The sequence below is a fragment of the Lactimicrobium massiliense genome, assembly GCF_900343155.1.
Classification (GTDB): Bacteria; Bacillota_I; Bacilli_A; order Erysipelotrichales; family Erysipelotrichaceae; genus Bulleidia; species Bulleidia massiliensis.
Genome location: NZ_OUNG01000004.1, coordinates 181,945 through 205,337, shown reverse-complemented (window position 1 = coordinate 205,337; position 23,393 = coordinate 181,945). Strand labels below are relative to the sequence as shown.

The window sequence follows — 23,393 nt, the reverse complement described above, 5'->3', positions numbered from 1 at the left end:
ACTTATTCGTCCTCCTTAAAATCATTAACCTCGGTATGGAATTCCGGACGCTTGTCGCTGTCACGGACTAATACCGGTTTGCCCGGCGGCTTGTAGATAAGACCGCCTAATAGTTCGTTGAATCGTTTCTTTCCAAGCTCTGAGGTCATCGCTGTGATGCCTTTGAGCTTCTTGTCATATGGATCAAAGCCAGCTTCTTCCACGGTTTCCGCGACCTTCTCATCATTGGTGTACTTCCGTGTGGATCTGCCTTCGACCACTTTGAAGCCAGGGTAGTGCTTGCCAGCCAGTGCCTGACTTAATGCGTAATCCTTCACATCGCCAGCCCACGAGATCAGGCTGTCTGCCTGGCCCAGAATCTCCGCAACCTCATCGTCATCCAGAAGATCCGGCTGTTTGAATTCGTGCTCCGCAAGCTTCATGTTGAATTCTGCTCTGGCCCGGCACGTAGCCTTAACGGCACAGAACTGACAATGATCACCTGCCTGGAATTCTCCTTCACCCTTTATGGCAAGTTTCGCTGCAGGGGAGAGGACGTTGTCTGCCCAATCCAGAAGATCAGAGAGACTGGTTTCCCAGGTGTCAATGTGCTCCCGTCTTGGCTGGTAGATGGAAAGCTTGACCTTCTCGATGTCGTAGAGATCACCGAGTGCATCGTAAGCTCCCAAGGCATAGCAGCTCAGCTGGCTGTTGTGTTCTGCCGGTACCAGGATCCCGACTCCGTACTTGAAATCCACGATGTGCAGGATTCCATCTGCTACGATGACACAGTCACCTGTTCCAAATCCTTCTGGAACCCAGCGGGAGAAATCCAGCCGCTGCTCAACACCGATATAAGGATCAGAGCAGTGTTCTTTCACTTCTTCGATCTGTTCCATCACAAAGTCTCTGTATCCTTCGGCGCAGTTCTGCATTTCCTGATCGTAGAATTCCAGATCCTCGGTTGGATCCCGTGCCTGCCGATGCAGCGCCTTCAAGAGAAGGTACTCACATAAGCTGTGAGCATCGGTTCCCTGTCTAGCATACGGACTGGAAAGGTCACCGGCTTTTGCACAGAGTTTTGCGGATGGCGGACACCTGGTCCAGCGGGCAGAAGAGGAAGCGGAGAGATAAGCATGTACATCAGGCATGCAGAGCCTCCGTTTCCGCGACCACGGCTGCATACTCGGAAGGATCCAGCTTTGTTAAGTTGGTCGCTCCATGTGCATTGATGATTGCTTTGATCTGAGGACCGAAGCCTTTCTGCTTTACTTCCGTAAGCTTTGCCCGGACCTCTTCTAATGTGTATTCCTTCGGCTTTGGCTCAGCAGCTTCCTTCTTTGGTTCTTCCGCTTTTACGGGAGCTGACGTTATCGGCTCTTCCTTCTTCACCGGAGCCGCGGCCTTCTTTTCTTTGGCCTTCGGCTTATCTTCCGAATCGGATACTGCTTTGAGCTTCTTAGCCGCTTCAGCGAAGATCGTGGACATAGAATCCAGCGCCTCCGCTAAGATTTCATTTTTCTTATCCATGTTTGATTACCTCCATATTTGTCTGATGCTTGTCTGCCATAAAGGCTCGTTGTCATGGGATCTGCTCTTGGCTCATTCATATTGGCTTTCCTTTCTGTCACCTCTTAACCGACACAAGAGAGCTGTTTTTGTACGCTGGTAGGAAATTTTCCTGTCAGCGGCTTTTTTATGTCTGCTCATCTCCCGGCAACTGATATCCGACACAAAGGGGCTGATTTTGTATCCAGCCATCAAAAAAAATTTTCGGAGGCTCGATTCCTCTTTAGATAAGGAAAGCGTGCTCCAGAACATTTCTTAAAAATTATTCATAAGGAAGATACAAAACAGGCGGCTTCGTGTCGGTTACAAGGCAGAGGGCAGGAGAGATAAGCCTGCTCCAGGAAAGGAGATACGAATGTACGAAATCAAAAAGAAACAGGTCATGGTAAACCAGAGAGCCTTCAATGTTTATGAAAGAAGGGTAAAGGGAGATTGTTCTTCCATGGTTGTGACAGCCGGAACCACAGGATTCAAAGGCGGTGAGCGCCATAAGGGTGGCAGAGCCTTTGTCTGCATCCGTGACAGCCATAATTCCGATCTCTTTATTCGTCCGCTGAAGGATAAGCACGGAATGAATAAAGGAGTCGAGATTGCAGTCAGTGGCGATGATGGAATCATGAATCTGACTTCCGCACTGCTCTTTGCATCGAAGACACTCTGCGATGGCGCTGCGGAGGTGAACGAGTAATGAAAGTAGTTCTCTATGTATCAACGGTAACCGGAAACGAAAAGAACTGTCTCTATCCATACCGGGTGGAGACAGAGAATGCAGAGGATTTGAAGGACGCGGTCCGGTTCGATCATGTCTGTGCAGAGTATAAAGGCAATTACAGGAATAGTAAGAACTTCATCGCTTCGGAATGTGCAGTCATGGATTGTGACAATGATGAATCGGATAATCCAGAAGACTGGATCAGCCCGGAGATGCTGGCGGATGAACTGGAGGACGTAGCCTATGCAATTACGTTTTCCCGTCATCATATGAAGGAAAAGAATGGCAGAGCCGCAAGGCCGAAGTTCCATGTCTACTTTCCAATCCAGACAATTTATGATCCGGATGCCTATAAAGCATTAAAGGAGAAGATCCAGAACGAATATTCGTTCTTTGATCCCAATGCGCTGGATGCCGGACGCTTCATCTATGGAAGTGAAAGTCAGGATCCAATCTGGCATGAAGGCAGTATGACAATTGATCACTTCCTGTCTCTGCATAGTGCAGAACGGATAATCCATGAAGGGAGCCGGAATTCCACACTCAGCCGTTTCGCAGGAAGGGTGCTGATCCGCTATGGCGATACGGAAAAGGCCATGGAGGTGTTCCGGGAAGAAGCTGCCAAGTGTGATCCGCCTTTGGAAGAAGACGAGCTTCAGACGATCTGGCACAGCGCGAAGAAGTTTGCAGGCAAGGTGTCCAAGCAGCCTGGCTATATTCCGCCGGACAAATATAATCCGGAAAACTCTCTGAAGCCAGATGACTATTCCGATATTGGACAGGCCAAGGTATTAACTCGTGAATATGGCAATGAACTGATCTATACCAATGCTACTGACTTTCTCCGGTTTGATGGAAGAGTCTGGGTGGAGGATAAGCAGTTAGCCGTGGCGGCCACAGTCGAGTTTCTGGATTTGCAGCTGCATGATGCAATTGATCAAAGGTCGGCTGCCTTGGAGGCACTTGAGAAGGCGGGGGCCGATATCAATCTGATTAAGAAGGGCGGCAAGACAGCAGAAAAGGGAATTGATCAGGATGACAAGAACCAGGTGAAGCTCTTTATGCAGTTCGTGCAGGCCAATAACTACTATGCCTTTGTCATGAAGCGGAGAGACATGAAGTATATCAGTTCTGCGCTTTCTGTATCGAAAGCACTCCTGAATCGGGACATTAATGTGCTGGATCAGAATCCAAATCTTCTGAATACGCCAGAAGGAACCGTGGACTTGGAGAAAGGTGTCGCGGGCCTTAGGGAACACCGAGCAGAGGATCTCATCACCAAGATTACCGAGTGTTTTCCTGGAGATAAGGGTGTAGATATCTGGAACGACTCTCTGCAGCTTTTCTTCCAGAACGATCAGGAGCTGATTGATTACGTTCAGCTGGTAGTCGGTATGGCCGCAGTCGGAAAAGTCTACCAGGAAAGTCTCATCATTAGCGCCGGAAGTGGTGCAAATGGTAAATCGACCTTCTGGAACACGATAGCCAGAGTGCTTGGAACCTACAGTGGAAAGATCTCTGCAGAAGTACTGACAGTCGGTAATAAGCGGAATGCGAAGCCAGAGATGGCAGAACTGAAAGGCAAGCGTCTCATCATTGCTTCGGAAACAGAAGAAGGGATGCGGCTGAACACCTCTATGGTGAAACAGCTTTGTTCTACTGATCCGATTCAGGCCGAGAAGAAGTATGAAAAGCCGTTCGATTTCATACCGACTCATACGCTGGTCCTTTATACCAACCACCTGCCAAGAGTGGGTGCCAATGACGATGGCATCTGGAGAAGGCTGATCGTAATCCCGTTTAACGCTCATATTACCGGAAAGAGCGATATCAAGAACTACTCCGACTACCTGTATGAGCATGCAGGACCGGCCATCATGACCTGGATCATTGAGGGAGCGCAGAAGGCAATCGCAGACAACTTCAAATGGAAACTGCCAAAGGTCGTGCAGGATGCAATCGATGAGTACCGTCAATCCAATGACTGGCTGGGACAGTTCTTATCAGACTGCTGTGAAGTGGATCCAAGCTACATGGCACCATCCGGACAGTTCTATGACGAGTACAGAAATTACTGTCAGCATGTGGGTGAGTACACCAGAAACAGTGCCGACTTCTATTCAGCATTAGAGAAAGCTGGATTCAGAAAGAAGCGGACGAAGTCAGCCCGTTTCATTGTTGGAGTACAGTTGAAATCAGAATTTATGTAATACCACTTGTCATTAGTGACGCCTCTGACATCTCTTTAGTAAAAGTACCCTATAGGGGAAAATAGGACAAAAAAACCTATAAAGGGGTTTTACTGGAGAGGTGACAGTCCTGACACCAACACAATTATTGAGGGAAAAACAATGACCTATAAAAACTGGATGAAAAGAAAATATGCGGACCAGAATTCTCCAGAAGGGGACCTTGCCCGCGATGTATGGAATGATGAAATATTTCCGATAAACAGATGCTGCAAGTTCAAAGGATGGCATGATCTGATCAAATCATACCTGGATCGGAAGCAGGCCTGCACTGAGGCCATCGACCTGTTTGAAAAAACGTGGAAAGAGTACGAAGCATGCGAGAAGCAGAGATTGAGAAGAAATTAGTGGATGCCGTAAAGGATACTGGCGGTATCTGTCCGAAGTTTGTCTCACCAGGAACCAATGGAATGCCGGATCGTATTGTTCTGATGCCAGAAGGAAGAATGTGCTTTGTGGAAGTGAAAGCGACCGGCGAACATCCGAGAAGGATTCAGCTTCGGAGACATGCAAGACTCCGGGTGCTGGGATTCAAAGTGTATGTTCTGGATGATCCGGATCAGATCCCGGTAATCCTCGCAGCAGTGAGGGGAGAGAAATGATGGGGCGCATTCTGGTAACAAAAGACAATCAGAACCATCTTTTCTTTAACGAACAGGATCTCTTCCGGTTGGTGGAAGAGTATATGGGATCTGATTTCTCAGAACTGCTGGCAGATAAATTTCAGGAGACACAGGATGATCTGGATGCCTATGACGATGAAGTCAAAGAACTGAAGGTTGATCATAAAGAGATGGTGAAATCCATCGAGTCTGCCTTAAAGCAGATCAGTCATGAGCTGGAGAAAAAGAAGATTGACCTGTCAGAAATCGAAGAAGCTATGGATGAGATCAGTGATGCCATTCACGATGATCCTTGGAAATGGGAGTGCGGCGGGAATGATGCACTTTAAACCATATTTCTATCAGGAATATGCCATCCAGTTTATCAAGGACCATAAGGAAGCACTGTTGTTTCTGGATATGGGCCTTGGAAAGACGATCATTTCTCTCATGGCCATCAAGGATTTGATGTTTGATGAATTCTCTGTGCAGAAGGTTCTGGTGGTTGCACCACTCCGGGTAGCGAAGGTTACCTGGCCTAATGAAGTGAAAAAGTGGGAAGAGGTATCCGACCTTCGGATGTCGGTGATGGTTGGATCCAAGCAGAAAAGAATACAGGCATTTTGGAAAGATGCAGATATCTACGTCATTAACCGAGAGAATCTGAAAGGCTTAGTTGATTGGTTGGAAGAACGGAAAATGGACTGGCCGTTCGATATGGTGGTGATTGATGAACTGTCGTCTTTCAAGAACTATAAGAGCCAGCGCTTTAAGGCACTTCGGAAGATCCGTCCGTATGTAAAACGGATCGTAGGTCTGACCGGAACACCTGCCAGCAATGGTCTGATGGATCTCTGGGCCGAAGTCAATGCGATTGATCGCGGCGAGCGTCTTGGAAGATTCATCGGAAGATACCGGGAGGCCTACTTTAAGCCAGCTGGTTTCAATCCTTATACCGGAGTTGTCTATAACTACGAAATCCGACCAGGAGCCGAAGAGAAGATCTACGAGAAAATCAGTGACATTACGGTTTCCATGCGAGCCAAGGATTATCTCAAGATGCCGGATGCAGTGATCGTAAATCATGAAGTGGAAATGAGTCCGGCAGAACGGAAAGTCTATGACAAGATGAAGCACGATCTGGTTACGGATATAGATGGCGAAGAAGTGTCCGCCGCCAATGCAGCAGTGCTTTCTAACAAGCTCCTGCAGATGGCAGACGGAGCTTTGTATTCTGACGATGGTGCCGTCAAAGAAATCCACAGCAGAAAACTCGATATGCTGGTTGATCTTATGGAACAGGCCAATGGCCAGCCAGTCTTGATATCATACTGGTTCCGGCACGATCATGACCGGATTAGGAAGCATCTGAAAGATGAAGGATATGAAGTACGGGATCTCAAAACAGCAGAAGACTTCGCTGACTGGAATGCCGGAAAGATTCAAGCAGGTCTGATCTCACCAGCTTCTGCCGGACATGGACTCAATTTGCAGGATGGTGGTCATATCCTTGTGTGGTATTCGATGATCTGGTCCTTGGAACTTTATCTCCAGACCAATGGCCGACTGCACCGGCAGGGACAAAGGGAAGTGGTGACGATTCATCATATCGTCTGCAAGGATACTGTGGATGAGGATGTGATTGAAGCTCTGAAGAATAAGAATACAACGCAGCAGAGCTTAATTAATGCCGTGAAAGCACGGATCAAATGACAACAATATGACAATCAAAGCCAAAGCGGACATAGAAGAAACTCAGCGGAGGTGAAGATTATGAGTTCTATCATTTACAAATATCTGGATAAGCGTGCAGCGACCGTTTCAGCAATCAAGGATTTCACCAGCATGCAATTCATCATCAATAACACGGATGAAAAGATTCGGGAGGAACACAGGAAGATGACCTCCGTTGGTTCTCCTCGGTTTGATGGTATGCCGCACGTCCATAATCCCAATGCCAATGAAGAACGGATTCTGAAAGGCATAGATGAGATCAATGTTCTGAAAGAACGGTATCGGCAGGCTGTGGAATATATGGATTGGTTCATGCCGGCGTGGAATCAACTGTCAGAAGAAGAACGGGATGTTCTGAAAATATTCTATGGAAGTGAGATGGGAACGTATGGAGCGGTTTATGAGATCTGCGACCGGTACAGCATTGAGCGTTCCTCTGCCTACAATCGGAAAAACAGAGCGCTGACACATCTGCAGACATTGCTGTTTGGAAAAGACTGAGCTTTACTGATTTGGTTCCCTGATATAATGTTATGTTCGAAAGATGGAGCAAACGTCATGTCAGAGAACTTTTTTAGATGCAATTTCGGATATTCGGGTCGTGATGGGGATATCGGTTGTTGTAGTGATTCTTACGATTGTTTTGATTATTGAAAAAGTTGTCATAGGAGTTAGAAACAATAAAAGACACAACAGTGATTCGTGGAATAACAATCGATGGGATTAACAAAAACTTTGAATGTAAATTTTTCGGATTAAGATATACCTATGAATGGTTCAGATTTTTTATACAATGACTTTTATAGATCGGCCTTGATATTGATTTTAACCGTAATTTTGGTCATTCTGATCGTTATTATCATTCGTGAGATTCAGAAGATTCTTGCGTCGCCATTTAAGTATCCATATTATTACGTTCCGTTTGATGTGTCAGGAAAAAGAAATCCAGATATGTCAGATTATATTGATAAGTATCTGTGCAATACGGTGAACTGGAAAGCTATTTGCAGGCACGAAAAGGAAATTAATAAATGGAAGGCTGAGTGCAAAGAAGAGATTGAAGAATCAAAATTAAAGGATCGAAGGCGCAGGCAATATAAGGAAGCCTTAGATGATGACCATGCGTATCGTTTTGAAATGAAGCGACGCCAGACAAGATATCGTCAAAGAAATTATATGCGGTCATCTTATAATGTTTATACCAGTACCGATAGGAGAGCTTATAGCTTTGATCAACTAGCTGATCGAAGAAGGTTGCTTGCTGGAATAGGATTTGAAACAAGTCTTCGCAGATACAATGAAGCTGAGCAGAGAAAACTAATGACTCCGCAATTGCGTCAGTACATAATGCGACGAGATAATTACACTTGTCAGATTTGTGGAAAGTATATGCCAGATGGGGTTGGCCTTCAGATCGACCATATCATTCCAGTTTCAAAAGGCGGAAAAACAGTTCCTTCTAATCTTCGGGTTCTTTGCTCGAAGTGCAATGGAAGAAAAGGAAATAAACTGGATTAAGCCAATGAGTAATCCGCTAGACGCATTGCCTTGTTTACCCTGCTATATTGATATCGTAGAAAAGTGGCCGGAAGGGAAAGTGATTCTCTTTCGGTTTTCTTTTGCTTTGAAGGGAGTGAGAAGAAATGAAAGAACATAATCCACGTCGGATGGAAATTTGGTTTGCTTGTCTCGGCGAGCATCCGGCAACCAGTGTGCAGGAAGGTACAAGACCAGTGCTTGTTATCAGCAATGATATCTCCAACGAGCATGCCAATACCATCACGGTTCTGCCGATGACGTCAAAGATGAAGAAGCCTTGGCTTCCAAGTCATGTGTTTTTCAGCCAGAAGGAAATGGAAAAGGACAGTGGCTATCATGATTACTTTGCGCCATCGACGATTCTTGCTGAACAGATTACCACACTGGATAAGAAAGCTTTCCGTTCTCGTGTTGGCAGCGTTGCAGACAAAAGCAAGCGGTTGGAGATTGATAGCGCAGTATGGATGCAGTTAGGAGAAGTGCTCCCAGATGCCACATAAACCAATGTATCCATGCCGCCATCCCGGCTGCCCGAATCTTGTGCCAGTTGGCCAGAAGTATTGTGATCAGCATAAGGCATTGCATCCGGAAGAAGTAAGAACCGCATCGAAGCGCGGATACAATTCCAGATGGAGAAGGGCAAGCAGAATGTTTCTGGCGGCTCATCCTTTTTGTGAAGAATGTTTGAAACAGGGAAAGTATACCAAGGCAACGGTTGTGGATCATATTGTTCCTCATTGTGGTGATCCAAAGCTGTTCTGGGATGAGAATAACTGGCAGGCATTATGCAAGCCTTGCCATGATAAGAAGACAGGAAACTACGACAGTCATCCTGTTTACAAATACCGAAAGGAGTAATTATGCCGGATGAAAGTAGGATTGAGAAACAACTGAAAGAGATGAATGCAACGATAAACGGTTCTGGTGAAGTAATTGGAACAGAAGAACCGCAGAGCAGAATTGAAAAGCTGCTGGAAGAAATCAATGGGAACCTTGGAAAATCCTCTGGTGGAGGAGTGAAACCGGACTGGTCTGTTAATGATGAAAATGCAGATGGATATATTGCTTACAAACCTGCAATCAAATCAGGCACTGCTTATCTTTCAACTGTTGAAAATGCTGCATCTTCAGCAGGTGCTTCACGTTCTCATGCTGAAGGATCTGAGACTGTTACACGAGGTAAAAACTCACATGCAGAGGGAAGAAAAACATTGGCAGAAGGCGAAAATTCCCATGCTGAAGGGTGCCTATCCGTATCACATGGTGAATCATCTCATGCTGAAGGATATAGTACCATTGCTCAAGGACTATATCAGCACGTATCTGGAAGATATAACACTGAGGATACGGAAGACAAGTATGCTGAGATTGTTGGCAATGGGACATATGACATGTCTTCCCACACATCCAAAAGATCTAATGCTCGTACTCTTGACTGGTCTGGTAATGAATGGCTCGCAGGCAAACTGATCGTTGGAACTGATCCTGTTGATGACATGGATGTGGCTACAAAAAAGTATGTCGATGATCTGATTGCGGAACTGCAGAAGAAGATAGATGTATTGACACCTTCCGGTAGTTGATGGTGACCCGGGGCGGGTGTGAATCTCTACAAGGCTCAGCTCCGGGACCGGCGCCCCCTCTTGCGTGCAAAGCTGCGAAATCGCAGGGCCGGGGTCTATATAGCTATATAACAAAAGATACATATGTATTACGTGCCGTGAAAAGCCTATAAATTCGGGTGATTCATGGCTTTTTCATGTTCATTTCTTCTGGACTGCAAACAGAAACATTTCGTGGACAAATGATGGATAGGTTAGAGACTGGCTCAGGAATTTCGAGGACAGGTTATGAACGAAGAAGAAATGAATGATTTTATCAGCTCCTGCGCGAAACTGTTCTGCCTGGAATGTGGCAGGCCAGTCAGCTACAGCGGCAAGGGCAGACCACGCGTCTTCTGCTCAGACCGGTGCCGGTGGGCATATGACAAGCGAAGAAGACGCCAGAAATTGAAGGAGGAGAAGCTGAATGAAAACAGCAGAATTAAAAGTGATCCCAGTGAAGGATCTAAAACCAGCTGAATATAATCCGAGAAGGAAACTGAAGCCGGGCGATAAAGAATATGAGAAGATTAAGAATTCCATTCAGGAGTTTGGCTTTGCGGATCCTTTGGTGGTGAATGCGGACATGACAGTTATCGGCGGCCACCAGCGACTGACTGTTGCCAAGGAGCTCGGCTATACCGAAGTGCCATGTGCTGTCGTGGATGTGGATAAGACCAGAGAAAAGGCTTTGAACATTGCACTCAATAAGATCACGGGTGCATGGGATGAGAAGATGCTCGCTGAACTTCTGCAGGATATCCAGAATAGTGAATTGGATGTGATGGTGACCGGATTTGAGCCTCCGGAAATGGAGCAGCTCTTTAACAAGGTGGCCGATAAGGATATCGAAGAGGATGACTTCGATGTGGAAGCGGAATTGAAGAAGCCGACCGTTACAAAGCCAGGTGATCTCTGGTTCTTAGGACGACACAAGATCCTCTGTGGGGATTCCACGAAGGAAGAAACCTATCACACGCTCATGGGTGATGAGAAAGCAAATCTGGTTCTGACTGATCCGCCTTATAACGTGAACGTAGAAGAAACCGCTGGAAAGATCATGAATGACAACATGTCCGATGATGCCTTCTATCAGTTCCTTCTTTCTGCTTACAAATGTATGCACGAATTCTTAGCGGATGATGGATCCATCTATGTGTTCCATGCGGACACGCAGGGCCTTAACTTCCGTAAAGCATTTCAGGATGCTGGATTCTATCTTTCCGGCTGCTGCATCTGGAAGAAGAATTCTCTGGTCCTCGGTCGCTCGCCATATCAGTGGCAGCATGAGCCTTGTCTGTTTGGCTGGAAGAAGGACGGAAAGCACGAGTGGTATTCCGACCGCAAGCAGACAACGATCTGGGAGTATGACCGCCCGAAATCCTCGAAGGACCATCCGACCATGAAGCCGGTGCAGCTCATGGCTTATCCGATCCGTAATTCCAGTATGACCAATGGCATCGTTCTGGATCCATTCCTCGGTTCCGGTTCTACCATGATGGCTTGTGAGCAGACCGATCGGATCTGCAGAGGCATCGAGCTTGATCCGAAGTTTGTAGATGTCGAGGTGAAACGATTCCTGGAATTAAAAGAGAACAAGACAGATGGCGTCTATGTTCTTCGGAATGGTCAGAAGCTGACCTATGAAGAGGCCATCGCAGATATGGAGGGTGACGAACAATGATTCTGATTTGTGTATTGGCATCCGTGACAGTTGTGATCTCGCTTTTTAACTTGCTTCTGGTGTGCTGCTTCTCGGATGAAGACAAAGAATTAGAGGACCGCGAGCAGGAAGAATATCTCCGGAAATGGCGAGAAAAGCATCCGAAAAAATAATGCAAAAAACCTTTTATTTATGCGAAAACTTGCTTGCTATATGTGCCCTTCAGAGTGATCTATACAGTACCGAAAGAAAAGGAGGAACAACGCATGAAAGCAAGCTACACATTCAACATCGACAAGTCACAGAGAAAGGCACTGGCGCAGACCGCAGGTGAATTCTTCCAGATGAAGCCAGAGTACAAAATGCCGGGATGCCGGTTTGTACTGGAAGGAAAGGCTGAGATCCAGAGAGACGGAACCATGGACATGGACGAAAGCGTCAGCGAGGAGGAAGCCGAAGCGATGCTTTCCTACCTTGCAGACCATGGATTCACGAAAACGGATGATCCGGAAGAGAACAGCTTCACGGTTCTTACGGATGAAGAACCACAGGAAGAAGCGGAACCTGAGCCGGAGTCAGAAGACGAGGAGGAACCGATGGAGTTATCCCTTTCCCTGCCAGACGATCTGACGGATGAGGCTTACGATAGACTCCAGACGATCATTGAAACCAAGCAGGAGCTCTTAAAGCACGCATTTCAGTCGGATACCATCACCTTAAAAAGAGAAAACGGCCAGATCACCTTTGACGGATTCCCATCCATCGACAGCGATCATCATAAAGCCTTCGTGGACTTTGTAACGCTGGTCACCGAGTTTGCTAAGAATGCAACGCGGGTAAGCAAAGAGGAAAAGGAGATCACCAGCGAGAAGTATAGCTTCCGGAATTTCCTGCTCAGGCTTGGGATGAAGGGAGCGGAGTACAAGCTCACGAGAAAGATTCTTCTCGAAAACCTGACTGGATCTGCAGCATTCCCAACCGAAGAAAAGGCCAAGGCCCATGCGGCTAAATGGGCAGAGAAGCGGAAAGAAGCCAAAGAGGCAGAACAGGAGGCAAGCGATGATGCGGATGCCGAGTAAAGCACAGGTGGAACGGATTCGAGCTTCTTATCCGGCAGGCTGCCGGGTACGGCTGATCCAGATGGATGATGTTCAGGCGCCTCCTGTTGGAACCGAGGGTACGGTCATTGGAGTCGATGACATGGGATCGGTAATGATCCGATGGGATAACGGTTCAGGACTTAGCGCAGTGCTGGATGGCGGAGACGTGATCGAAAGATTGGAGGCTGACCATGACGGAAGAAATTAAACAGGAGATCTTAGCCATCCGGGATACGGGAAGAACGAACATGCTGGATGTTCCTACGGTTCAGAGAATCGCCTACGAATTGGAATACTTCGATCTTGTGATGTTCATTGAAGAACACCGAAAGGACTACATCCATTTCATCTTTACCGGAGAATGAAAAAAGCGCCGATCTGGCGCTGAAGGTAAGGCTACTGCCTTAGTAGCGGATTTCCGCCATAACCTCCCGGAGTTCATCAAAGCTGAGAGGTTCTGTGCGGCTTTCGCTGCTTTCCTTGTTCTCCCAGCTGAATGTCTGATTTGATGCATTCTTGTTGCTCTGCTGATTATCTTCCATGATGGCCTCCTGATTACCGGGAATTATCCTAACGCAAAAGAAAAGGAATCCAATCCTTGAAATTACCAGGTGCTCTCGTTCCACCTTTATCCATGCGGGAAAATCGAGTGCCACTTTTTTTGCTGAGGCCTTTAGTGTAACCGGAAGAAAAGATGCACTAAAACATCAAAAAAGTGCATAAATATGCGAAGAATTGACTTGCTATCATGCTCACACAGAGTGATGTATATACATGCCAAAAGGAAAGGCAAAGAGGCAAGGACCTCAGGAGAAAACGGACATGAAAACATTCAAGACAACAAAAGGCATCGAGATTCACGCAATCAGAAGAGAAGGCGAGAGCTGGACATGGAACGTCAAGGAGCTGATCCTTGGAAGAATCTATGAAGGCGGAAGCTTCGGAAAATGCATCCGGATCTACAACGATGAGAACGGAATCTTCCAGATGGAATTCTTAAAAGGCTGCGACATTGCTTACACCTTTCTACCAGAATGCACCGAGCTTCTGGACTTCATGAAGGAGGGCATTGTTGGATCAACACTTGGAATTATCGCGGATTACCTGATGAGAAATGGCTGGACAGAGATTACAAGAAAGTGAAGATGCAGACCATGGAAAAGAATACATACTTTGAAGAAATGAGAAAGACAGCGATTGCCTACAACGAGGCGGCTGCAAAGAGGAAAGAAGAACGGGATGCGATGATCAAAGCAGACGATTGGGATGGCGTCCGGGCCTTTGATGAGAGGGAGAAGAAGGAATTCCCATATCCTTTTACACCAGGTGAGAATGCTGCCTTGGTGCAATATGATCGCTCTCTCCAGAACGGTTCCGATGAATACGAAGTAGATGATCTTCCATGGGATGATCAGATGGCAGATTTTGTAAAGACACTGAGAGCTGCTAAGGTTCAGAAGATTGTAGTTACCGATCAGAGCACTGCATTAATGGATGGCATTTACGGGCTGACCAATCTTGGCTGCAAGATGACCGGCCTCTACACAATCACAAGAGAAAACGACCGTCGCTTTGGATCCAGAGAGCCGGAAAAGAAGGATGGAATCGCCTTTGAAATCAACTGATCAGAATGTGAGAAAAAGGCTTAAATAAAGCAAAAAACATGCGTTATTAACTTGCTATCATCTGCCTTCAGAGTGATATATGTACATGCCAAAGGAAAAGGAACGAAGCGAAGGCTTCAGGAGGACATGAACATGACAAAGGCAACAGAACTTAGAAACACATTCACATTTGAGGATTACAACACTGCATTAAGCAAAGCAGATTACGAGTGCTTCTTCACCAAGACCAAGGAAACGGTACGGTTTACCTTCAACGGCTGGGATGGCAAGAGCTACGATGGCGAGGCTAGAAACGCCAAGGTCATCCGCTGCAACAAGCCTGGCTACGAAGACATCCGCTTCATCAAGGTCGGAAAGCACCTCTGCAGCATCGATGAAGACTGGATGGTTATCGAGAAATCAACCGGCGAACAGCATCCGACAACCGACTGGTTTGCAGAAATCAAAAGAGCCTAAATAAAGCAAAAAATAGATGAGAATCAACTTGCTATCAAAGGCCGGTAGAGTGATATATGTACATGCCAAAGGAAAACATAGCAAAGGAGAACATACCATGTGGAACGAAGGAACATTACTCATTGAAGGAACGACAGTGAAATATTGGGTGAAGGCGCTGGATGAAAAGAGCGAGGCCTACGGAATCGAAGGAAGCCGGATCATCAAGATGACGCTGAAGATCAACGGCGAGTGGACACTGAACTACGACAGAGGCTGGGACATTGAGCCAGAGGATGAAGTAAGCCAGCTTGCTTACGCGGCCCTGCTGAAGAAATTCGGGTGAGGTAAAACGCTGGACACATTACCTGGATAAACCAGCTATTATAGTAATGTGAAAAATTGAGAGGGACAGAACATGCTGCCGATAGGCAGTGTCTCTCGTCACAGGAAACATCGCAGGGACCCGTTTAAAGGTCTTTTTATTTTGTAAAAAATCAGGAAAGGAGGTGCGATCTTATGGCAACAAGAGGAAGAAAACCAAAGCCGACAGCTTTAAAAGAGCTGGAAGGAAATCCGGGAAAGCGTGCGTTAAATGAAAGAGAGCCAAAGCCAGCTAAGAAAGCACCATCCTGTCCGAAGTGGCTGGAAAAAGAAGCGAAGAAAGAATGGCACAGGCTCGCTTCCAAGATGGAGCAGATGGGAATTCTTACCGAAGTTGATATGGCGGCCTTTGCCGGATATTGTCAGGCTTATGCCAGATGGAAGGAGAATGAGGAGTTTATCACCGAGCATGGTTCCTTAGTCCGGACACCATCCGGCTATTGGATGCAGGTGCCGCAGGTTTCTATCGCGCAGCAATATATGAAGCAGATGGAACGCTTTGCCGAGCAGTTCGGTTTAACGCCTGCTTCCCGTTCCCGGATCATTGCGGATGATGCAAGCAAAGGCACGAAGGATGAGATGGATGAGCTGCTGGGAGGTGACGAATGATGAAGCGACCAGCAGATTATCCAAAGCTTGAAAACTATAAGCCATGCAAATTCATGCTACCGACTTCTCACTACGATCAGAAGAAAGCAGACCGGGCCGTAAAGTTTATCGAGATGCTCCCACATACAAAAGGTGAATGGGAAGGAAAACCATTCTGGTTACTTCCATGGCAGGAGCAGATCGTTCGGGATATCTTTGGTATTGTAAAGGAAGATGGCTACCGGCAATTCCGGACAGCCTATATCGAGATTCCAAAGAAACAGGGAAAGTCAGAGCTCGCTGCGGCGATTGCACTTTACCTTCTGTATGCGGATAACGAGCCAAGTGCAGAAGTGTTCTCTGCTGCATCTGACCGTCAGCAGGCTTCCATCGTATTTGATGTTGCCAAGCGGATGGTGGAAATGACACCGGCCCTGAACCGCCGGTCCAAGATTATGACGGCCACAAAGCGAGTGGTGAATTATTCCAATGCCGGGTATTACCAGGTTGTCTCTGCCGATGTTGGTGGGAAGCATGGCTACTCCATTAGTGGACTCGTCTTTGATGAGCTCCATACCCAGCCGAATCGGAAGCTCTGGGACGTCCTGACAAAAGGGTCTGGTGATGCAAGACGTCAGCCTTTGCACCTGGCGATTACCACAGCCGGAACAGACCGGAACAGTATCTGCTTTGAACTGCATACCAGAGCCTTAGATCTGATTGCAGGAAAGGTAAAGGATCAAAGTTTCTATCCGGTAGTTTATAGCCTGCCGATTGATGCAGATTGGGAGGATGAAGAGAACTGGAAAAAGGTGAATCCTTCGCTTGGATATACGGTTCCAATGGAAAGAATGCGGGAAGCGTATCTCGAAGCCAAGGGCAATCCGGCAGAAGAATCCATCTTTAAAACTCTGCGGCTTTGTATCTGGTGTGGCAGCACGGTTCAGTGGATTCCCGATCACATTTACGATATGGGAAACCAGCCGATTGATATGAGGGCCTTGGAAGGACGTGAGTGCTATGGCGGTCTCGATCTTTCCAGTTCCGGCGATATCACAGCCTTTGTTCTGATGTTTCCACCAAGAACAGAGGATGAAAAATATATCATGCTGCCGTTCTTCTGGGTGCCGGAGGATACGATTCCTCTCCGGGTTCAGCGGTCCGGCATTCCGTATGATAACTGGGTGGCACAGGGATACATGAAAGCCACACCGGGAAACGTCATCGACTATCAGTACATTCAGAATACGATAGAAGAACTAAGCCATAAGTACCACATTCTGGAGATCGCATTCGATAGATGGGGTTCCAATATGCTGGTGGAACGTCTGACAGAACTTGGACTTACTGTGGTTCCATTCGGGCAGGGATATAAAGATATGTCTCCGCCAAGCCGGGAATTCTATGAGCAGTTAATGAAAGGCAATATGATCCATGGCAGCAATCCAATCATGAAATGGATGTGTGGGAATGTCGTGATCGAAAAGGATCCGGCTGGCAATATTAAGCCAACCAAAGCAAAATCGAAAGACAAGATTGATGGAGTGGTTGCAGCCATTATGGCACTGGACCGCTGCATCCGACACGAGCAGACCGAAAGCGTTTATGACAGCCGAGGCCTGCTTTTTATATGAGTGTGCTGTCAGCACACAGGAGAGATAAATGAAGGGACCATTTAATATCAAGCATAAAAGAGCATCACCGAAGAACAGTCTGGCCGGTGATTCCTATCAGTTTTATATGGGATTCTCCAGCTCCGGGAAAGTCGTGAACGAGCATTCTGCCATGCAGATCACAGCGGTTTATGCCTGTGTTCGTGTTCTCTCAGAAGCCATCGCCGGTCTGCCGCTTCATCTGTACCGGTATAAAGATACGGGTGGAAAAGAGAAAGCTGTGGATCATCCGCTGTACTTTCTCCTTCATGATGAGCCGAATCCGGAGATGACAAGTTTTATCTTCCGGGAGACAGCCATGACGCATTTGCTCCTGTGGGGAAACTTCTTCTGCCAGATTTTACGAAATGGAAGAGGGGAAGTGCTGGGCCTGTATCCTTTGATGCCTAACCGGATGGTTGTGGATCGGGATGAAAAAGGCAGACTTTATTACCAGTACACGCATCAGAGTGATGAAGCCGGAACGATGAAGAACGAAACGATCAATCTGACTCCGTACGATGTGCTGCATATACCAGGGCTGGGATTTGATGGCTTGATCGGCTACAGTCCGATTGCCATGGCTAAGAACGCACTGGGAACCAGCCTTGCCTGTGATGAGTATGCAAGCAAGTTCTTCTCCAATGGTGCAGCGCCTTCTGGTGTTTTGGAACATCCGGGAACGGTCAAGGATCCTGAGAAGCTAAGGGAGAGCTGGAATAATACCTTCGGTGGAAGCCGTAACGCTGGCAAGGTAGCTGTTCTGGAAGAAGGAATGAAGTATGAGCCGATTTCCATCAATCCGCAGGACAGTCAGTTCCTTGAGACCAGAAAGTTTCAGGTTGACGAGATAGCCCGTATTTTCAGAATCCCGCCGCATATGATTGGAGATCTGGAGCATGCGACCTTTTCCAACATTGAGGAACAGGGCCTGGAATTCGTTATGTATACCCTGCAGCCATGGATGATCCGGATTGAAACAGGACTGAATAAAGCATTGCTTTCACCAGAAGAAAAGAAGAAATATTTCTTTAAGATGAATGCGGATGGTTTGCTGAGAGGAAATTACGAAAGCCGGATGCAGGGATATGCAACTGGCATCAATAACGGATTCATGTCGGTGAACGATGTCCGGGAGCTTGAGAATATGGATCTTCTGTCTGATGAAGAAGGTGGCAACGTCCATATGGTAAACGGAACCATGCAGAAACTTTCTGAAGTAGGAGCCGCTTACCATCAGACTGCTACCGGAGATGAATCTGAGAAACAGATAAGTAATAAGAAAGCCAATCAGGCTGGAAAGGGGAAAAATTCTCGTGGATAAATTTTGGAGATGGGTGAAGAATAAAGCGCCTGATCCGGATAATCCGGATGCAGGTGAGAATACAGAGCGCACATTGTTCTTGGATGGAACGATTGCAAGTGAGAGCTGGTTTGACGATGATGTCACACCGGCTCTTTTTAAAGACGAGCTGAATAGTGGATCTGGCGACATTACCCTCTGGATCAATAGTCCGGGTGGTGACTGCTTTGCGGCAGCGAGCATTTACAACATGCTCCGGGACTACAAGGGAAAGGTTACGGTCAAGATTGATGGCCTCGCAGCTTCTGCTGCATCCGTCATTGCGATGGCTGGTGATGTCGTGGAGGCAAGTCCGGTGTCGATGATCATGATTCATAACCCGGCAACCATCGCATCCGGTGACCATAACGATATGCAGAAGGCTATCGAGATGCTGGATTCCGTGAAAGATTCCATCATCAATGCTTATGCCATTAAGACAGGTCTTTCCAGAAATAAGCTGGCAAGCCTTATGGAGAATGAGACCTGGATGGATGCAAGGATGGCTCTGAATCTGCACTTTGTAGATTCGATTATCGAGCGCGACCAGCTTTACGGCAACCAGCCGGAACCGGCGCAGAAAGGCCAACAGGCCGCCACAGAGGGCGGCACGGGCGCTGATCCCGCAAAGGACGAACGAATGCCAATGCTGTGGAGCGAGCGTCTGGCCGAACAGGCCGTTACCAACAAGGTAGTGAATCACTACCGGATGAAAGATAAAAAGCCAGAAGAGCCAACAGCTCCGAAGGGCTATAAGGTTGATGACTGCATGGCGCGTCTCGACCTCATTAAAAAACTCATGTAATTGAAGGAGGATAAGAAAATGACGATTCAGGAGTTGATTACAAAGAGAGCACAGGCGTGGGATGCAGCTAAGAAGTTTCTGGATTCCCACAGAAATGAAAACGGACTTCTGTCTGAAGAGGACAGCGAAGCCTATGACCGTATGGAGGCAGACATCACCGATTACACGAAGGAGATTGATCGTCTGAACCGCCAGAAGGCAATTGATGATGAACTGGCTAAGCCGGTGAGTGCACCGATTACGGCAAGACCTGGTATCGGGGATCCGGAGGAGCAGAAGACCGGAAGAGCATCCGATGCATACCGTAAGGCTGCACTGGCTGCTATGAGATCCGGATTCAGACAGGTATCCGATGTTCTGCAGGATGGCGTTGATACCGATGGCGGTTATCTCGTTCCGGCTGAATGGGACAGAAGACTGATTGATGTTCTGACAGAAGAGAATATCATGCGTTCCCTTGGAACCACGATCAAGACCTCTGGCGAACACAAGATCAATATCGCGGCAACAAAGCCTGCGGCTGCATGGATTGAAGAGGGAGGAGCGCTTCAGTTCTCTGATGCAACCTTCGGTCAGATCATTCTGGATGCTCACAAGCTTCATGTGGCAATCAAGATCACAGAGGAGCTGCTTTACGATAATGCCTTCGGTCTGGAGAACTACATCACTACCCAGTTCGGTAAGGCACTGGCCAATGCCGAAGAGGATGCGTTTCTCAATGGTGATGGCAAGGGTAAGCCGACCGGACTCTTTGATGCAACAAAGGGCGGCCAGATTGGAAAGACGCTGACTGGAACCAAGCTTACCAGTGATGATGTTCTTGATCTGATCTATGCATTGAAGAGACCGTATCGTAAGAAGGCAAGCTTCATCATGAATGATCAGACACTGGCAGAGCTGAGAAAGCTGAAGGATAACAACGGAGCCTACCTGTGGCAGCCATCCTATCAGGCTGGTGAGCCGGACAGACTTTGTGGATATACTGTCAGAACTTCTGCCTATGCACCGACTCTGGAAGCAGGCAAGCCGGTGATGGCCTTCGGTGATTTCTCCTACTACAACATCGGTGATCGTGGCACCCGTTCTTTCCAGCAGCTTCGTGAGCTCTTCGCAGGTAACGGCATGATTGGCTATGTTGCCAAGGAGAGAGTAGATGGCGTTCTGGTTCTGCCGGAAGCTGTCCAGATCCTGAAGGCTGGCGGCACTGCCAACGCAAAGTGAGGTGAGTCCTGATGCTGAAACTGGATGAGGTGAAACAGTATCTTCGGGTAGACACATCGGATGAAGATGATCTGATCAACAGTCTGATGAAAACGGCGGTTTCCCTCGTCCGGGATGTCAGCCGGAAGGATAAGATTGACGATACGAATTCCGTGGTGAAGACCGCTGAAATGTACGCAGTGGCTTACCTCTATGAACACAGGGAAGAAGCGGATCATACGGATCTGATGCTTACCCTGCGTTCTCTTTTGTTTGGAGTAAGGGAGGCAAAGTTCTGATGGATATTGCAGGATTGAATGTTCGGATTACATTTCAGCGGAACAGCACGGTCATTGATGATATCGGAAATCATAAATCCATCTGGGAGGATGTCTTTACCTGCTGGGCAACGGCATCGGATCAGACCGGAAACGAAGAGAATGATGCAGGTCAGACTTTGGAAGAGGACAAGATGGATTTCACGGTCCGCTATTCTTCTGAGACTGCAGCAGTCACCAGTAAAGGGTATCGAATCATTCTGAATGACCGCATTTATAACATCGACCATGTGGATGATATGGGATTCCATAAGCGAAGCCTGAAATTCCATGCAACGCTTGTGCGGAGGTGATTGGATGAGTGTTCGTATCAAACCGGATCAGCTTTCCAAGGTGGTCAGTGAAACGCTGGATGATTATAAAGAATCCTTATCTGAGAAGGTAAAGAAATCCGTGAAGGATGCGGCAATAGAAGCAGTAAAGGATCTGAAGGCAACGTCACCGAAGCTGACCGGCCGGTATGCCAAGAGCTGGAAACAGAAGAAGCTGAAAGAGACCTCTTCGGAAATGGATATCGTGGTCCATGCCGGAAGATATCAGCTGACGCATCTTCTGGAGAATGGTCATGCCAAACGAGGCGGCGGCAGAGTGCGGGCAATCCCGCATATCCGTCCAGTGGAGCAGAAAGTATCTGAGAAGCTGGAACGGGATATCAAGAAGGAGGCACAGGATGGATGAAGTGATTCAGATTTTGAAGAAGCTTGGCATTCCCTTTGCCTATGATCACTTTGCGGAAGGGGAAGGCCCTGATCCGCCGTTTATCTGTTATCTGACTCCGGAGAGCGATAACTTCGCGGCAGATGGAGAAACCTACTTTGATATAGATGTTGTGAATATCGAACTTTATACGGATGAAAAAGACCCGGCTCTTGAGAAGAAGCTGCAGAAGCTTCTGAAACAGGCCGGGATTTTCTATGAAAAGGATGAGACCTGGATTGAATCCGAAAACCTGTATGAAGTGATTTACGAATTTGAGGTGCCATCGGCACCAGATGATGAAGGAGGTGCTAAGGCACATGAGTAAGAAGAACAAGGTTAAATACAACCTTAAGAATGTTCATTATGCGATTGCAACCATCAATGATGATGGAACAGCTACCTATGCCGTTCCGGTTCCATGGCCGGGTGCAGTAAATCTGTCCTTGGAAGCACAGGGAGATCAGACGATCTTCTGGGCTGATGGAATCCAGTACTATGCCACGAATTCCAACTCCGGCTATAACGGAGACTTTGAATCTGCCATGGTTCCGGAGGATTTCAGACAGAATGTTCTGGGAGAAATTCTCGATTCCAATGGCGTGTTAATAGAAGACAGTGACGCGCAGCCAGTGCATTTCGCATTGCTGTTTGAGTTTGATGGAGACATCAATCAGATCCGCCACGTCATGTATAACTGCACGGCAAGTAGACCGAATGTAGAGTCCAAGACCAAGGAAGACAGCATTGAGGTTCAGACAGAAACACTGACCATCAACGCGACCAGTATCAAGAATGCAGCTCTTGATAAGAATATTATCAAGGCACGTTCCACATCCAATACCAGTGATGAAACGTATCAGAACTGGTACAAGGAGGTCTATGTCTCTACAGGAAAGGCTGCAGAGACCAGTGATTCCGGTAAGCAAACATCCGGAACTACACCGAGTGCAGCGAAAGGAGCAAAGTAAATCATGTATAAAGAGATTCAGCTGGATACCCAGGAAGGAAATAAGGTATTTCACTTTCTGGCTACTGGTACAACCGCCTATCGTTTCCGGCAGGTATTCCATCAGGATCTGATGGTGATGCTTAACAATATGGAAAAGGTAGATGACGGGAAAGCAGATACAAGCGTTGGCGATAAGTTGGCCTATATCATGAATATGCAGGCCGAAGGAAAGGATATGACAAAGCTGAGCTTTGATTCCTTTCTGGAATGGTGCGATCAGTTTGACGGTGCCGAGCTGTTCCTTCATATGCAGGATTTTGTGACGCTTTATCTTGGCTCCAGAGCAACAACCTCTGTACCAAAAAAAACAGTCGCCCGACCGACCGGGAAATAAACACTGCGGTTTATATTTTGCGGGCAAAACAAATCGGCCTTTCTCTGTCTGAACTGGATCAGATGGAGGAGGGTCAGATTTTGGATTTAATCATTGAGTCGGGCAATGACCTTTGTGATGAAGAATACAGCGAAGTAGCAACGCAGTCTGATTTTGATAGCTTCTGATTCAATTCTGCGAATCAAGGATATACTTTAATTGGGTGCCGGAAGTGAAAAATGATGCGATCACACA

35 protein-coding genes are annotated in these 23,393 nt (G+C 47.2%); 32 read left to right on the top strand and 3 right to left on the bottom strand.

The features are described 5' to 3' along the window. Positions 1-2 precede the first annotated feature (2 nt). Both DHU66_RS08940 and DHU66_RS08935 read right to left on the bottom strand, forming a co-directional pair. A complete protein-coding gene (locus tag DHU66_RS08940) occupies positions 3-1,130 on the bottom strand; it encodes a DUF2800 domain-containing protein (RefSeq protein WP_108775606.1) in 1,128 nt (375 codons plus the stop codon). Beyond that, entirely contained in the window at positions 1,123-1,509 is a 387-nt protein-coding gene (locus tag DHU66_RS08935) for a DNA ligase (protein ID WP_108775605.1), read from the bottom strand. The genes DHU66_RS08940 and DHU66_RS08935 overlap by 8 nt, the downstream gene beginning before the upstream one ends. A 394-nt stretch (positions 1,510-1,903) precedes the next feature. Between DHU66_RS08935 and DHU66_RS08930 the strand changes: the two genes are divergently transcribed. The 17 genes from DHU66_RS08930 to DHU66_RS08855 all read left to right on the top strand — a co-directional run bounded on the left by DHU66_RS08930 (position 1,904) and on the right by DHU66_RS08855 (position 13,113). Further along, complete coding sequence (locus tag DHU66_RS08930; RefSeq protein WP_108775604.1) at positions 1,904-2,236, top strand: hypothetical protein; 333 nt, start codon at positions 1,904-1,906, stop codon at positions 2,234-2,236. Further along, positions 2,236-4,470 carry a phage/plasmid primase, P4 family gene (locus DHU66_RS08925; RefSeq protein WP_108775603.1) on the top strand — a complete coding sequence of 745 codons (2,235 nt, stop codon included), beginning with the start codon at positions 2,236-2,238 and terminating at the stop codon, positions 4,468-4,470. The genes DHU66_RS08930 and DHU66_RS08925 overlap by 1 nt, the downstream gene beginning before the upstream one ends. Before the next feature lie 141 nt (positions 4,471-4,611). Continuing rightward, positions 4,612-4,857 (top strand): YozE family protein, encoded by a 246-nt coding sequence (locus DHU66_RS12685; RefSeq protein ID WP_108775602.1) that lies wholly within the window; start codon positions 4,612-4,614, stop codon positions 4,855-4,857. Beyond that, positions 4,827-5,111 carry a VRR-NUC domain-containing protein gene (locus DHU66_RS08915; protein ID WP_108775601.1) on the top strand — a complete coding sequence of 95 codons (285 nt, stop codon included), beginning with the start codon at positions 4,827-4,829 and terminating at the stop codon, positions 5,109-5,111. The genes DHU66_RS12685 and DHU66_RS08915 overlap by 31 nt, the downstream gene beginning before the upstream one ends. Next, complete coding sequence (locus DHU66_RS08910; protein WP_135358349.1) at positions 5,108-5,461, top strand: ATP synthase subunit B family protein; 354 nt, start codon at positions 5,108-5,110, stop codon at positions 5,459-5,461. The genes DHU66_RS08915 and DHU66_RS08910 overlap by 4 nt, the downstream gene beginning before the upstream one ends. After that, complete coding sequence (locus DHU66_RS08905; RefSeq protein WP_280952636.1) at positions 5,448-6,824, top strand: DEAD/DEAH box helicase; 1,377 nt, start codon at positions 5,448-5,450, stop codon at positions 6,822-6,824. Before DHU66_RS08910 ends, DHU66_RS08905 begins: the two co-directional genes overlap by 14 nt. Before the next feature lie 60 nt (positions 6,825-6,884). Beyond that, positions 6,885-7,346, top strand: a complete 462-nt coding sequence (locus tag DHU66_RS08900; protein ID WP_108775599.1) for a hypothetical protein — start codon at positions 6,885-6,887, stop codon at positions 7,344-7,346. Positions 7,347-7,613: 267 nt separating this feature from the next. Next, entirely contained in the window at positions 7,614-8,363 is a 750-nt protein-coding gene (locus tag DHU66_RS08895; protein ID WP_108775598.1) for an HNH endonuclease, read from the top strand. Between the two features lie 125 nt (positions 8,364-8,488). After that, positions 8,489-8,884: a type II toxin-antitoxin system PemK/MazF family toxin gene (locus DHU66_RS08890; protein WP_108775597.1), complete on the top strand. Its 396-nt coding sequence runs from the start codon at positions 8,489-8,491 to the stop codon at positions 8,882-8,884. Next, complete coding sequence (locus DHU66_RS08885; RefSeq protein ID WP_108775596.1) at positions 8,874-9,242, top strand: HNH endonuclease; 369 nt, start codon at positions 8,874-8,876, stop codon at positions 9,240-9,242. The genes DHU66_RS08890 and DHU66_RS08885 overlap by 11 nt, the downstream gene beginning before the upstream one ends. A 2-nt stretch (positions 9,243-9,244) precedes the next feature. Continuing rightward, a complete protein-coding gene (locus DHU66_RS08880) occupies positions 9,245-9,967 on the top strand; it encodes a hypothetical protein (RefSeq protein ID WP_108775595.1) in 723 nt (240 codons plus the stop codon). A gap of 267 nt (positions 9,968-10,234) precedes the next feature. Continuing rightward, positions 10,235-10,465, top strand: a complete 231-nt coding sequence (locus DHU66_RS12240) for a DNA gyrase inhibitor YacG (RefSeq protein ID WP_108775594.1) — start codon at positions 10,235-10,237, stop codon at positions 10,463-10,465. Then, positions 10,413-11,669: a site-specific DNA-methyltransferase gene (locus DHU66_RS08870; protein WP_108775593.1), complete on the top strand. Its 1,257-nt coding sequence runs from the start codon at positions 10,413-10,415 to the stop codon at positions 11,667-11,669. Before DHU66_RS12240 ends, DHU66_RS08870 begins: the two co-directional genes overlap by 53 nt. Next, a complete protein-coding gene (locus tag DHU66_RS12235) occupies positions 11,666-11,821 on the top strand; it encodes a hypothetical protein (protein WP_167836342.1) in 156 nt (51 codons plus the stop codon). The genes DHU66_RS08870 and DHU66_RS12235 overlap by 4 nt, the downstream gene beginning before the upstream one ends. 93 nt (positions 11,822-11,914) lie before the next feature. Then, positions 11,915-12,727: a hypothetical protein gene (locus DHU66_RS08865; protein ID WP_108775592.1), complete on the top strand. Its 813-nt coding sequence runs from the start codon at positions 11,915-11,917 to the stop codon at positions 12,725-12,727. Beyond that, entirely contained in the window at positions 12,708-12,956 is a 249-nt protein-coding gene (locus tag DHU66_RS08860) for a DUF4314 domain-containing protein (protein ID WP_425349075.1), read from the top strand. The genes DHU66_RS08865 and DHU66_RS08860 overlap by 20 nt, the downstream gene beginning before the upstream one ends. Beyond that, on the top strand, positions 12,940-13,113 hold the full coding sequence (locus DHU66_RS08855) for a DUF5049 domain-containing protein (protein WP_108775591.1): 174 nt from the start codon (positions 12,940-12,942) through the stop codon (positions 13,111-13,113). The genes DHU66_RS08860 and DHU66_RS08855 overlap by 17 nt, the downstream gene beginning before the upstream one ends. Before the next feature lie 39 nt (positions 13,114-13,152). On the opposite strand, the gene DHU66_RS12230 is transcribed toward DHU66_RS08855, so the two are convergent. Further along, positions 13,153-13,290 (bottom strand): hypothetical protein, encoded by a 138-nt coding sequence (locus DHU66_RS12230; protein WP_167836341.1) that lies wholly within the window; start codon positions 13,288-13,290, stop codon positions 13,153-13,155. Positions 13,291-13,570: 280 nt separating this feature from the next. Here DHU66_RS12230 and DHU66_RS08850 point away from each other — a divergent pair, with 280 nt between their 5' ends. The 15 genes from DHU66_RS08850 (at position 13,571) to DHU66_RS08780 (ending at position 23,159) form a co-directional block, all read left to right on the top strand. Then, positions 13,571-13,891, top strand: a complete 321-nt coding sequence (locus tag DHU66_RS08850; RefSeq protein ID WP_108775590.1) for a hypothetical protein — start codon at positions 13,571-13,573, stop codon at positions 13,889-13,891. 11 nt (positions 13,892-13,902) lie between these two features. Next, positions 13,903-14,373, top strand: a complete 471-nt coding sequence (locus DHU66_RS08845) for a DUF7698 family protein (RefSeq protein ID WP_135358348.1) — start codon at positions 13,903-13,905, stop codon at positions 14,371-14,373. A 132-nt stretch (positions 14,374-14,505) separates the two neighbouring features. Continuing rightward, on the top strand, positions 14,506-14,829 hold the full coding sequence (locus tag DHU66_RS08840) for a hypothetical protein (RefSeq protein ID WP_108775588.1): 324 nt from the start codon (positions 14,506-14,508) through the stop codon (positions 14,827-14,829). A gap of 97 nt (positions 14,830-14,926) precedes the next feature. Further along, complete coding sequence (locus DHU66_RS08835) at positions 14,927-15,154, top strand: DUF7678 domain-containing protein (protein WP_108775587.1); 228 nt, start codon at positions 14,927-14,929, stop codon at positions 15,152-15,154. Positions 15,155-15,327: 173 nt separating this feature from the next. Further along, positions 15,328-15,801, top strand: a complete 474-nt coding sequence (locus DHU66_RS08830) for a phage terminase small subunit P27 family (protein ID WP_108775586.1) — start codon at positions 15,328-15,330, stop codon at positions 15,799-15,801. After that, complete coding sequence (locus DHU66_RS08825) at positions 15,798-17,414, top strand: terminase large subunit (protein WP_108775585.1); 1,617 nt, start codon at positions 15,798-15,800, stop codon at positions 17,412-17,414. The genes DHU66_RS08830 and DHU66_RS08825 overlap by 4 nt, the downstream gene beginning before the upstream one ends. Positions 17,415-17,442: 28 nt before the next feature. Further along, entirely contained in the window at positions 17,443-18,756 is a 1,314-nt protein-coding gene (locus tag DHU66_RS08820) for a phage portal protein (protein ID WP_108775584.1), read from the top strand. Between the two features lie 13 nt (positions 18,757-18,769). Next, on the top strand, positions 18,770-19,579 hold the full coding sequence (locus DHU66_RS08815; RefSeq protein WP_209451794.1) for a head maturation protease, ClpP-related: 810 nt from the start codon (positions 18,770-18,772) through the stop codon (positions 19,577-19,579). Positions 19,580-19,597: 18 nt separating this feature from the next. Continuing rightward, complete coding sequence (locus DHU66_RS08810) at positions 19,598-20,800, top strand: phage major capsid protein (protein WP_108775582.1); 1,203 nt, start codon at positions 19,598-19,600, stop codon at positions 20,798-20,800. Positions 20,801-20,811: 11 nt separating this feature from the next. Beyond that, positions 20,812-21,078 (top strand): head-tail connector protein, encoded by a 267-nt coding sequence (locus tag DHU66_RS08805; protein ID WP_209451793.1) that lies wholly within the window; start codon positions 20,812-20,814, stop codon positions 21,076-21,078. Continuing rightward, positions 21,078-21,410, top strand: coding sequence for a phage head closure protein (locus DHU66_RS08800; RefSeq protein ID WP_108775580.1), 333 nt, complete (start codon positions 21,078-21,080; stop codon positions 21,408-21,410). The genes DHU66_RS08805 and DHU66_RS08800 overlap by 1 nt, the downstream gene beginning before the upstream one ends. Positions 21,411-21,414: 4 nt before the next feature. Beyond that, complete coding sequence (locus tag DHU66_RS08795; RefSeq protein ID WP_108775579.1) at positions 21,415-21,795, top strand: HK97 gp10 family phage protein; 381 nt, start codon at positions 21,415-21,417, stop codon at positions 21,793-21,795. Next, positions 21,788-22,141 carry a hypothetical protein gene (locus DHU66_RS08790; RefSeq protein ID WP_108775578.1) on the top strand — a complete coding sequence of 118 codons (354 nt, stop codon included), beginning with the start codon at positions 21,788-21,790 and terminating at the stop codon, positions 22,139-22,141. Before DHU66_RS08795 ends, DHU66_RS08790 begins: the two co-directional genes overlap by 8 nt. Then, positions 22,134-22,784 (top strand): major tail protein, encoded by a 651-nt coding sequence (locus DHU66_RS08785; RefSeq protein WP_108775577.1) that lies wholly within the window; start codon positions 22,134-22,136, stop codon positions 22,782-22,784. The genes DHU66_RS08790 and DHU66_RS08785 overlap by 8 nt, the downstream gene beginning before the upstream one ends. A gap of 3 nt (positions 22,785-22,787) precedes the next feature. After that, the gene (locus DHU66_RS08780) at positions 22,788-23,159 is read left to right on the top strand and encodes a hypothetical protein (protein ID WP_108775576.1); all 372 of its coding nucleotides are present in this window, start codon (positions 22,788-22,790) and stop codon (positions 23,157-23,159) included. Positions 23,160-23,393 lie beyond the last annotated feature (234 nt).

Excerpts from the sequence above, each read along its gene's own strand:
- DHU66_RS08940 (WP_108775606.1), bottom strand. The coding sequence starts at position 1,130 with ATGCCTGATGTACATGCTTATCTCTCCGCTTCCTCTTCTGCCCGCTGG.
- DHU66_RS08935 (WP_108775605.1), bottom strand. The coding sequence starts at position 1,509 with ATGGATAAGAAAAATGAAATCTTAGCGGAGGCGCTGGATTCTATGTCC.
- DHU66_RS08930 (WP_108775604.1), top strand. The coding sequence starts at position 1,904 with ATGTACGAAATCAAAAAGAAACAGGTCATGGTAAACCAGAGAGCCTTC.
- DHU66_RS08925 (WP_108775603.1), top strand. The coding sequence starts at position 2,236 with ATGAAAGTAGTTCTCTATGTATCAACGGTAACCGGAAACGAAAAGAAC.
- DHU66_RS12685 (WP_108775602.1), top strand. The coding sequence starts at position 4,612 with ATGACCTATAAAAACTGGATGAAAAGAAAATATGCGGACCAGAATTCT.
- DHU66_RS08915 (WP_108775601.1), top strand. The coding sequence starts at position 4,827 with ATGCGAGAAGCAGAGATTGAGAAGAAATTAGTGGATGCCGTAAAGGAT.
- DHU66_RS08910 (WP_135358349.1), top strand. The coding sequence starts at position 5,108 with ATGATGGGGCGCATTCTGGTAACAAAAGACAATCAGAACCATCTTTTC.
- DHU66_RS08905 (WP_280952636.1), top strand. The coding sequence starts at position 5,448 with ATGATGCACTTTAAACCATATTTCTATCAGGAATATGCCATCCAGTTT.
- DHU66_RS08900 (WP_108775599.1), top strand. The coding sequence starts at position 6,885 with ATGAGTTCTATCATTTACAAATATCTGGATAAGCGTGCAGCGACCGTT.
- DHU66_RS08895 (WP_108775598.1), top strand. The coding sequence starts at position 7,614 with ATGAATGGTTCAGATTTTTTATACAATGACTTTTATAGATCGGCCTTG.
- DHU66_RS08890 (WP_108775597.1), top strand. The coding sequence starts at position 8,489 with ATGAAAGAACATAATCCACGTCGGATGGAAATTTGGTTTGCTTGTCTC.
- DHU66_RS08885 (WP_108775596.1), top strand. The coding sequence starts at position 8,874 with ATGCCACATAAACCAATGTATCCATGCCGCCATCCCGGCTGCCCGAAT.
- DHU66_RS08880 (WP_108775595.1), top strand. The coding sequence starts at position 9,245 with ATGCCGGATGAAAGTAGGATTGAGAAACAACTGAAAGAGATGAATGCA.
- DHU66_RS12240 (WP_108775594.1), top strand. The coding sequence starts at position 10,235 with ATGAACGAAGAAGAAATGAATGATTTTATCAGCTCCTGCGCGAAACTG.
- DHU66_RS08870 (WP_108775593.1), top strand. The coding sequence starts at position 10,413 with ATGAAAACAGCAGAATTAAAAGTGATCCCAGTGAAGGATCTAAAACCA.
- DHU66_RS12235 (WP_167836342.1), top strand. The coding sequence starts at position 11,666 with ATGATTCTGATTTGTGTATTGGCATCCGTGACAGTTGTGATCTCGCTT.
- DHU66_RS08865 (WP_108775592.1), top strand. The coding sequence starts at position 11,915 with ATGAAAGCAAGCTACACATTCAACATCGACAAGTCACAGAGAAAGGCA.
- DHU66_RS08860 (WP_425349075.1), top strand. The coding sequence starts at position 12,708 with ATGATGCGGATGCCGAGTAAAGCACAGGTGGAACGGATTCGAGCTTCT.
- DHU66_RS08855 (WP_108775591.1), top strand. The coding sequence starts at position 12,940 with ATGACGGAAGAAATTAAACAGGAGATCTTAGCCATCCGGGATACGGGA.
- DHU66_RS12230 (WP_167836341.1), bottom strand. The coding sequence starts at position 13,290 with ATGGAAGATAATCAGCAGAGCAACAAGAATGCATCAAATCAGACATTC.
- DHU66_RS08850 (WP_108775590.1), top strand. The coding sequence starts at position 13,571 with ATGAAAACATTCAAGACAACAAAAGGCATCGAGATTCACGCAATCAGA.
- DHU66_RS08845 (WP_135358348.1), top strand. The coding sequence starts at position 13,903 with ATGGAAAAGAATACATACTTTGAAGAAATGAGAAAGACAGCGATTGCC.
- DHU66_RS08840 (WP_108775588.1), top strand. The coding sequence starts at position 14,506 with ATGACAAAGGCAACAGAACTTAGAAACACATTCACATTTGAGGATTAC.
- DHU66_RS08835 (WP_108775587.1), top strand. The coding sequence starts at position 14,927 with ATGTGGAACGAAGGAACATTACTCATTGAAGGAACGACAGTGAAATAT.
- DHU66_RS08830 (WP_108775586.1), top strand. The coding sequence starts at position 15,328 with ATGGCAACAAGAGGAAGAAAACCAAAGCCGACAGCTTTAAAAGAGCTG.
- DHU66_RS08825 (WP_108775585.1), top strand. The coding sequence starts at position 15,798 with ATGATGAAGCGACCAGCAGATTATCCAAAGCTTGAAAACTATAAGCCA.
- DHU66_RS08820 (WP_108775584.1), top strand. The coding sequence starts at position 17,443 with ATGAAGGGACCATTTAATATCAAGCATAAAAGAGCATCACCGAAGAAC.
- DHU66_RS08810 (WP_108775582.1), top strand. The coding sequence starts at position 19,598 with ATGACGATTCAGGAGTTGATTACAAAGAGAGCACAGGCGTGGGATGCA.
- DHU66_RS08805 (WP_209451793.1), top strand. The coding sequence starts at position 20,812 with ATGCTGAAACTGGATGAGGTGAAACAGTATCTTCGGGTAGACACATCG.
- DHU66_RS08800 (WP_108775580.1), top strand. The coding sequence starts at position 21,078 with ATGGATATTGCAGGATTGAATGTTCGGATTACATTTCAGCGGAACAGC.
- DHU66_RS08795 (WP_108775579.1), top strand. The coding sequence starts at position 21,415 with ATGAGTGTTCGTATCAAACCGGATCAGCTTTCCAAGGTGGTCAGTGAA.
- DHU66_RS08790 (WP_108775578.1), top strand. The coding sequence starts at position 21,788 with ATGGATGAAGTGATTCAGATTTTGAAGAAGCTTGGCATTCCCTTTGCC.
- DHU66_RS08785 (WP_108775577.1), top strand. The coding sequence starts at position 22,134 with ATGAGTAAGAAGAACAAGGTTAAATACAACCTTAAGAATGTTCATTAT.
- DHU66_RS08780 (WP_108775576.1), top strand. The coding sequence starts at position 22,788 with ATGTATAAAGAGATTCAGCTGGATACCCAGGAAGGAAATAAGGTATTT.